Below are 8,065 nucleotides of genomic sequence, written 5' to 3'. Positions count from 1 at the left end.
GCAGGAGCTGCGCGACAGTGGCAAGGCCACCCCTAGGGGTTGACGGGCACCCGGACGTCGTGCACCTGTCGCGGCGGTGTCAGCGAACCGTCACCGCGAAGACGGGCGACACGGTAGAGCCGCTCTTCATCCGCAACTCGTTCTTGCCCTTGAGGCCGAGCTTGACGCCCAGGCTGTACGCGCCGGACTTGTTGACGGTCGTGGAGGCGGGCAGCGTCTTCCACGTGCCGCGCTGCTTCTGCTGCAGGCCGACCTTGGTGCCCTCCCTGATGCCGGTGGCCTTGCCACTGACGCGCAGCTCCTGCCAGGCCTTCACGGAGGCCGTCGAGGGCTTGGCGGTCAGCGAGGGCTTCACCGCGGCGGTGGGGCTGTTCTTCTGGGTACCGAGGCTCTTGCCGGTCGCGACGTCCCAGATGGCGTACGGCGTGCCGCCGCCCTGCGTCTTGCTGTACAGGCGCTTGCCGTCGGCGCTCAGATGCAGGTAGATCCCGTCGTTGACCGTCTGACCCGGCTTGAGGGCCTTGCCGTTGTAGTACGGCTTGCCGTCCTTGACGCTGAGGGTGACGCCGGCACCGATGTCAATCTTCACGGGCTTGGCGGCGACGCTCCGCACCACAGTGGGCCGCTCCGCGGCGGGCGTGCTCGCCAGCGCGGCCGCGGCCGGGGCCAGGAGCGCCGTACCGGCGAGGACCGAAACGGCGGCGGTACGCAGGGCGCTGCGGCGGTGGGTGCTGGTACGCATAACGTGGTTCCCCTTCACGGTCATGGATCTGTTCGCACGCACGGCACGGCTCCGCTAGTCGGGCGGCGCCGAGCCGGGAGTTGTCCTGTTCACCCTCGCCACCCGTGCCGTGTGGCGAGTACGGAATCAACCTAGTTCAGCCGTCATAACGGTTATCAGCAGATCATGTAACAGTGCCCCATAGATCACCGCATGGTCTGCCATCGAGGCGGCATCAGAGGGCTCGGCTCTGGTGCCGCTATCGACGATCTACGAGTTCGGCGTCGAACACGACTCAGGGCGTTGATTCGAAGGAAGCGGCCTAGCTAGTGCCGCATCAGGCAACGTTCGCCCTGTCGACTAATGCGCGCAGGCGTTGGTCGGTGGCGTGCCTGTTGCGCCAGACATCCGATGCGGTTGATCTGTCAAGCGGCCTCAGTAACGTCGGGTGTCGTGGGGGCGAGGAAGGCGATTGCCTCGTTGTAATCGGTGCGGCGGGTGAGGCAGTGGTGGAGGCATCCGAGCATGCGGTTGAAGAGGTTCCTCTGGGCGGCGGTGTGCCGGTCGCCGACCTCTCTGCGCCGGTCGTAGTGGGCGCGGGCGCCGGGTGAGGCCGTCAGTGAGGCGAAGGCCCAGACGTAGCCGACGGCGGCCAGGCGCTGGTTCTTGACGCGGCGGGCCATGACCGCCACTTTCTTGCCGGACGCCCGAGTGACCGTTGCTGCCCCGCCGAAGGCTTTTAGGCCCCGGGCGTCGGTGAATCGGGATTGGTCGTCTGCGGCCTGTGCGAGGTCGTCGGCGCTGGTGCACGCGGCCTCCAATTTCCGCACCAGCGTGATCGTCTGGCGGCCCATCTCATCTTCTACCAGCGGTAGTTGCCGCATGTGGGGGCGCCGGAATGCCTCACGCAGCCGTTCTGTGGCCTTCTCCTCACGAGGCAGCCTCACTAACCAGACTGAGTTCATTTTTGAACCGAGTATGGTTATCGTGGGCGCATGGCAGGGCTTCGCGAGCGCAAGAAGGAACAGACCAGGCAGCGGATCGCCGCAGTGGCATTGCAGATGTTCACCGAGCGCGGTTTCGACGCAGTGACGGTCAACGAGATCGCCGAGGCCGCCGAGGTGGCCAAGGCGACCCTCTTCGCGTACTTCCCGACTAAGGAATCACTCGCCCTTCATGGCGTGGGCGGTGACGACCTGGCCGGGATCGTCGCCCGACGGCCGGCCGACCAGACGTTCCTGGGGGCGCTGCGAGCGCACCATCGCGCGTTCGCCGCCGGGCAGGTACCAGCGGGGGCGGACCTTGACGCGCTTCTCGTCCGCGTGCGCGTGATCCAGGACAGCCCGACTCTGCAGAACGCAGCCAACGGTTTCCTCTACCAGCAACGCGAGGCATTGGCGCAAGTCCTGGCCGACGAGTACGGCCCCACGACAGCCGCGCTCATGGCCGCTCAGATCGCCGCATCCTTGCTCACCCTTCAGGAGACGCACTTCCAGCTGCTGCTGGGCGGCGCCTCTGCCCAGGACGCCGGCCGCGCGCTGTCACGGGACGTCGAGCTGGCCTTCGACCTGCTGGAACACGGACTCAACTACACAGAAGGGCGCTGACGTGCGCGCGCGAGGCATCAACTACGACACCGGAACCTTCCCTGGCCAACGTCTCACCAGAAGGACCTTCGACCCGGCCGGAGTCCGGCACGACATGACCGTGATCGCCGAGACCCTGAACTGCGACGTCGTACGCATCTCCGGCGGCGACGCCGAGCGACTGAGCACCGCAGCCCGGCACGCAGCCGCAGTCGGCCTCGAGGTGTGGTTCTCCCCCTTCCCGGCCGACCTTCCCCCAGGACAGATCCTGTCGTTCTTCGCCGACTGCGCCCAGCGCGCCGAAGCCCTGCGGCAAGGCGGCGCGCAGGTGGTGCTCGTCACCGGCTGCGAACTCAGCGCCTTCGCTCACGGTTTCCTCCCCGGGGACACCTACCTCGACCGTCTCAAAGCCATGGCCACCGCCGACATCCACTGGTGGACCTCCCTCGGACCGGTCCCTGAACGCCTCAACGCGTTTCTCGCCCAGGCCACGACGACCGTCCGCGCCCACTTCGGCGGGAAGGTCACCTACGCCTCCGGCCCCTGGGAGCCTGTCGACTGGGCCCCGTTCGACCTGGTGGGCGTCGACGCCTACCGAACTGCGCAGAACGCCGACACCTTCCGCACCCACCTGCGCGAGTTCTTCTCCCACGGCAAGCCCGTAGTCATCACCGAGTACGGAACCTGTGCCTACCGCGGTGCGGGCGACCTGGGCGGTATGGCCTGGCAACCACCGCACAGAGCGACGCCGGACGAGGACGAGCAAGTGCGCTACCTCAACGAGCTACTCGACATCTTCGAGGAGGAAGGCGTCGACACCGCGCTGTGGTTCTCCTTCGCCAACTACGACAAGCCCCGCGACCGCGACATCGCCTCCTACGGCGTCGTGCGTCTGCTCGACGAGACCCGCTGGGAGCCGAAAAGGGTCTTCCACGCCATGAGCACCAGACATCAACGGCCGAACCTCCGATCCGACTGACGTTATGTTCCGGAACGTCGCAGGCTCTCTCCCGCCAGATGAGGCACTCAGCCACAGCGACCAGGAGGCAAAGGTTCCCCGATGCGGCACTAGGGCCTGTATCGAAAGTCCCGCCTGCCTCGCTCGGCGCCGATCTTGGCTTTCAGTCGTTCTGGAACGAAGGCCGCCCACTTCTTCACGGGAAACGCATAAGTAACTCCCTTTCACCACGAGCGAGTTGCACCCGCCGCACCGTAAGTCCCGTTAGGCGCTTTCGAGCCGTACGGAACTGGACCCTTGTTCGCCGCCTGGCCCGGACCTACGGTGATCGCCGTGCTGACGGACCTCCACCATTCCGTCACGAAACTTTCACTCAGCGGCCGGGGTCCAGTGCCGCTGCGGGAGGGGACCAGCGACGACCGACGCCGGGACCACCTCACGGATGACTCCCGGCCGCGTTCCTCATGACGGGGGGACGCACTCATGCGCTCCAGGTCGCCAGGTTTCCTGTTACCAAGACCGGGAAAGTCCGGGTTCCTCGCCCGGACGGTCCTGCTCCTCACCGCCGTGGCGGTGCTGCTCACGCTCGCCGTCCATCCGGATCTGCTGAACCGGCTCGCCGGAGCGGGTGCGGCCGCCACCGACGACAGACCGTACGACTGGAGCCAGGACACCGCCGCCGAGCAACTGCGGCAGGACCAGTGTCTGATGACCGAAGTGCTGCGCCTCGGCGGGCCCGCCATGGCGGGCGTCGCGCAGAGCGGCCTCGATCAGGACCCCGACCGGCTGCACGCGCTGGCCAACCGGGAACACGGGGAGAACACCCCGCTCGCGACGGCCTACGCCACCGACCACAAGGACTACGACAAGCAGGGCGAGGCCCTGTACGCCGCCCGTGGGACGTGGGACGTGGGACGTGGAAGGAGCCCTTGGAAGGCCTCACCACACCGGCGGGGTTCTCCGAGACCGGCTTCCACTGGCCGCCGGGAACCTCCGGGAACGACGGAGAGCCCTTCGACTCCCAGACCGGTCTGACGAAGTGGATCAGTGACCGGTTCTGGCAGGACGACGCCGACTTCTACGAGGACACCACCCCGTCGGCCGACAAGACGACCGTCAAGGCGGTCAAGGAGCTCGGCACCCCGCTCTACAAGCAGGACCCGGACCCCGGCCTGCCGCGGGACGAGCGTGATCGTCCTATGCCGAACAGGAGGCGTTCGAGCACCTGACCGACAGGGTGCTGGCGCCGATGGGCGCGGACGACGCCCGTCTCTTCCTGGCCTCCGGAAGGCTTTCCCCGGCTGGCGCCGGAGCCGGGCACAGCGGAGTTCCGCATCGCGGTCGAGGACATGAAGAGCCGGTTCGCCACGTGCGCGTGGCGCGACGCGCTCGACCCCAGCCAGGTCCTCGGCGGGGTCTCGGACACCGCGACGCAGGAGTGGCAGCAGGAGATCGCCTCCCAGGCGGTCCAGCGCAACCAGATCCTGAACGCGAACAAGGACGCCACGAACGCGCTGACCGAGGGTTCCAAGACGCTCAGCAAGCTCATCGGCTACTCGTGGACGGCGGATCGCCTGGCCCGCTGGCAGGACTACTGGTCCCCCGGAGGAGCCGGAACGGTCGGTGACAAGCCGACGGTCATCGAGGTGCACGCCGCGCGGGGCAAGTGCCTCGACGTGCAGGGTTCCGGGAAGACCAACGGCACCCCGGTGCAGATCTACACCTGCAACGGCAGCGCGGCGCAGAAGTGGCTGGTCTACGGCGACGATGCCGGACTGCACCTGCAGAACGCCAACTCCAGCAAGTGCCTCGACGTCGAGAACAACAACGCGGCCAACGGCACGGTGATCCAGATCTGGACGTGCAACAGCGGCCCGGCGCAGACGTGGGAATACAACCTGAACGCCACCACGGCGCTGAAGAACGTCGGGACGGGCAAGTGCCTGGGCCTGCCCAAGTACGACAACGGTCACAACGCGCAGTTGGGCGCGTGCGACGGCTCCGGCCCGCAGCAGTTCGACGTCAAGCCGTCGGGTTACGCGGGAGACGTGCCGCCGAAGGCCCAGTTCAACCAGGCCGCCGCGGGCATGGCCAAGGCGCGTGCCCAGGCCAGGGTGCACCTTGAGTTCCTCAAGGCGCAGGCCGTCAAGGCGAAGAAGGCCGCGGCGGTTCCGACACCGCCGAACAGGCCGCCTACCAGGTCGCGGACGCAGCAGGCGCCCCGCGCGGCCGCGGTCTCCTCGTCGGTCAGCAGAAGGCCCAGGTCACCCACGGAGCGGTCGCCGCGCTCGACGCCATGGTCAAGGCCGGCGAGACCGCCGAAGCCGCCACCCGTGCCTCGGGCGGCGACAGCCAGACCATCGCGCAGCGTGCGCTGGCCCAGACGGCGCAGACGAAGACGGAGTTCCGCAGGGAAGCCGCACATATCGCGGAGCTGCAGGCCAAGGCCGCCCGGGACGCGGCGAAGCTCCACCGGGACAACGCCAAGGAGGACAGGGAGACCGCCGAGGCCAAGCTCGCCGAGACCGAGAAGGCCGAAGGGGAGGCGAAGGTCGCCGCGGCGGACGCGCACGCCAAGCGGCTCGCCGCCGAGGCCGAGGAGAAGACGGCCAAGGCGGAGAAGGAGACCGCCGCCGCCAAACAGGCCGAGGCCAAGGAGCACAGGACAAAGGCGGAGGGCCACGCGGCCACGGCGAAGAAGGCCAAGGAGGACGCGGAAGGAGCCGAGGCCACCGCCCAGTCGAAGAGAGACGACGCCAAGAAGTCCAGCGACAAGGCGCGCGACCTGCGCGACGACGCGTGGGACGCCGAGCAGAAGGCCGACACCGCCCGCGTCAAGGCGGACGCCAAGCAGGCCCACGCCCGGTCACTGGACGCGGGAGACGCGGCCGACGACGCCCGCGCGGCGGCCGACAAGGCCGAGCAGCTCGCCAAGACCGCCAAGTCCCATGCGGACGAGGCGAACAAGCAGGCCGCCAAGGCCCGAACCGCGTCGGTGAAGGCCGCCGGGTACGCGCACGTCACCGCCGGGGCCGCCGTCGACGCCGGAAACGCCGCCGTGCAGGTGGCCAAGCCGGCCAATGACGCGATCCAGATCGGCTCGCCCTACATCGACACCGACAGCGCCGCTTCCCTGGTGGTGCTGACGGGGCAGGGCTCGAAGACGATCGCCGAACAGCAGCAGGCCGTCGCCGACGCCCACGCCAAGAACGCCGATGAGGAGGCCAAGGCCGCCAAGGTCATCGCCGACAAGGCACAGGACGACACGAAGGCGGCCTACCAGCACGCCGCCAACGCCGCCGGCTACGCGGCCACCGCGCGCGGCTACGCCAAGGAAGCCCTCGGCCACTCGGCGGCCGCCGCTAAGGCAGCCACGAAGGCCGCGCAGTCCCTGGCCCGCACGGTCGAGTACGGCAGGCAGGCCACCGCGGACGCCGAGGCGGCCGACAAGGCGGCAGGCCGGGCCGAAGGTTATGCCAAGGACGCCCGCGATTCCGCCGACGAAGCCGCCCTCGACGCACAAGCGGCCAGGGACGCGGCGGACGCCGCCGAACAGGACGCGAAGGACGCGCGCGCCGCGGCCGACCGTGCCGACGAGGCGGCGACCGAGGCCGAGCAGTACGCCAAGGACGCGGAGAAGTACGCCCAAGAAGCTCAGGAAGCCTCGGACTCCGCACAGCGCAAGGAGGCCAACAAGCAGATCGAGACCGGAACGGTCCCGGATGAAGCTGGCGTATCCATCGGCGGCATGTTCTACGTCATCAACCGCGTAGAAAAAGTCGGCGACATGAAGGTCCTGAAGAAGACGGAGGGCTGCGACGGCTGGTGGGACCAGCTCTTCTACGACGGCGACTGCACGATCACCGGGAAAATCGGATACAAGGCCGACCTCGACCTGTTCCTCTGCACCGCCGAAGGCGTGGACGCGATGAAGTGGGGCTGCCCCGCCGATTCGACGGTGTATCTGGGAGAGCACTCGACCAAGGCACTGTCCACCGAGGTCACACACAACATCACGATCGCGGAGTACCAGAAGGGCGTCGACCCGATCGACATCCTCTTCGGGAGCTGGATCAGATGCGTCCAGAAGATCCTCCCCGGTGGTGAGAAGGGGAGCTTGGGCGGTTGCGCCTGGGCGGCCGTGGATGTCGCAACCTTGTTCGCGGGCAAGATTCTCCGGCCCATCGCCGACGCTGTCAGGTCGTTGGACGCCGCAGTCAGGACCGGCATCGGCATCACCGACGCCTTCAAGGCGCTGCGTACGGTCGGTCTGGCCGACGACGTCGTCGCCCGCATCGGGTACCGGGCACTGGACGAGTTTGCCAAGTTCTGCACCAAGAGGACGACCCGTAGGCTCCTGACCGCACCGGCATCCGTGCCCGGTGAGGGATGCGGTGGCCTGATCCGCTACAACAGCGACGAGCTGAGCCGCATGGCCTACCACTACAGGACCGAAAACGGCTACTTCGGAGCGCAGCACAATGTCGCCGTCGCCAAGGTGCCGGGGTGGAACGACCCTAAGACCGGAGACCTCGTGGTCGCGAACAGCAAGTTTTCCGGTCACTCGGAGACAGAGATCCTGGACAAGCTGAAGGCAAAGGGATTCGACCCCAAGCAGATCACCGCTCTCTACACTGAGCGCTCACCCTGTGGGAGTTGCGCCTCCGAACTGGCCGCCGCTCTCAAAGAGGGCACACCGGTCACCTGGTCGGTCCCATACCTCCCCGGCATGGAGAGCGGCGCGAAGCAACTGCTGGCTGAATACGTCAAGCGAGCTGGCGGGGGGCGTTCGGCGCGCTC

The 8,065-nt window shown here is 67.8% G+C and carries 5 protein-coding genes and 2 pseudogenes; 4 read left to right on the top strand and 3 right to left on the bottom strand.

Going from position 1 to position 8,065, the window contains the following annotated elements; all coding sequences use genetic code 11:
* Window positions 1-79 precede the first annotated feature (79 nt).
* Both ACWDVB_RS39855 and ACWDVB_RS39850 read right to left on the bottom strand, forming a co-directional pair.
* Window positions 80-742 (bottom strand): hypothetical protein, encoded by a 663-nt coding sequence (locus ACWDVB_RS39855; RefSeq protein ID WP_451519938.1) that lies wholly within the window; start codon window positions 740-742, stop codon window positions 80-82.
* A 404-nt stretch (window positions 743-1,146) separates the two neighbouring features.
* Window positions 1,147-1,638: pseudogene (locus tag ACWDVB_RS39850) on the bottom strand (transposase); the annotation flags it as partial.
* A 78-nt stretch (window positions 1,639-1,716) separates the two neighbouring features.
* Between ACWDVB_RS39850 and ACWDVB_RS39845 the strand changes: the two are divergent.
* Both ACWDVB_RS39845 and ACWDVB_RS39840 read left to right on the top strand, forming a co-directional pair.
* Window positions 1,717-2,328 (top strand): TetR family transcriptional regulator, encoded by a 612-nt coding sequence (locus ACWDVB_RS39845; protein WP_451519939.1) that lies wholly within the window; start codon window positions 1,717-1,719, stop codon window positions 2,326-2,328.
* Window position 2,329: 1 nt separating this feature from the next.
* Window positions 2,330-3,286 (top strand): hypothetical protein, encoded by a 957-nt coding sequence (locus ACWDVB_RS39840; protein ID WP_451519940.1) that lies wholly within the window; start codon window positions 2,330-2,332, stop codon window positions 3,284-3,286.
* A gap of 489 nt (window positions 3,287-3,775) precedes the next feature.
* On the opposite strand, the gene ACWDVB_RS39835 is transcribed toward ACWDVB_RS39840, so the two are convergent.
* Window positions 3,776-4,078: a hypothetical protein gene (locus ACWDVB_RS39835; protein ID WP_451519941.1), complete on the bottom strand. Its 303-nt coding sequence runs from the start codon at window positions 4,076-4,078 to the stop codon at window positions 3,776-3,778.
* Between the two features lie 116 nt (window positions 4,079-4,194).
* On the opposite strand from ACWDVB_RS39835, the gene ACWDVB_RS39830 reads away from it, so the two are divergent.
* Window positions 4,195-4,494, top strand: coding sequence for a hypothetical protein (locus ACWDVB_RS39830; protein ID WP_451612053.1), 300 nt, complete (start codon window positions 4,195-4,197; stop codon window positions 4,492-4,494).
* Between the two features lie 474 nt (window positions 4,495-4,968).
* Window positions 4,969-8,065 (top strand): annotated as a pseudogene (locus tag ACWDVB_RS39825) (RICIN domain-containing protein); the annotation flags it as partial.

This window comes from Streptomyces sp. NPDC003379, from assembly GCF_053589195.1.
The sequence above is the reverse complement of the archived record's forward strand: the minus strand, read 5'-3'. Positions and strand labels throughout refer to the sequence as shown.

What these genes read in the sequence shown, in the direction of transcription:
- ACWDVB_RS39855 (WP_451519938.1), bottom strand. Translation starts at nt 742, where the DNA reads ATGCGTACCAGCACCCACCGCCGCAGCGCCCTGCGTACCGCCGCCGTT.
- ACWDVB_RS39845 (WP_451519939.1), top strand. Translation starts at nt 1,717, where the DNA reads ATGGCAGGGCTTCGCGAGCGCAAGAAGGAACAGACCAGGCAGCGGATC.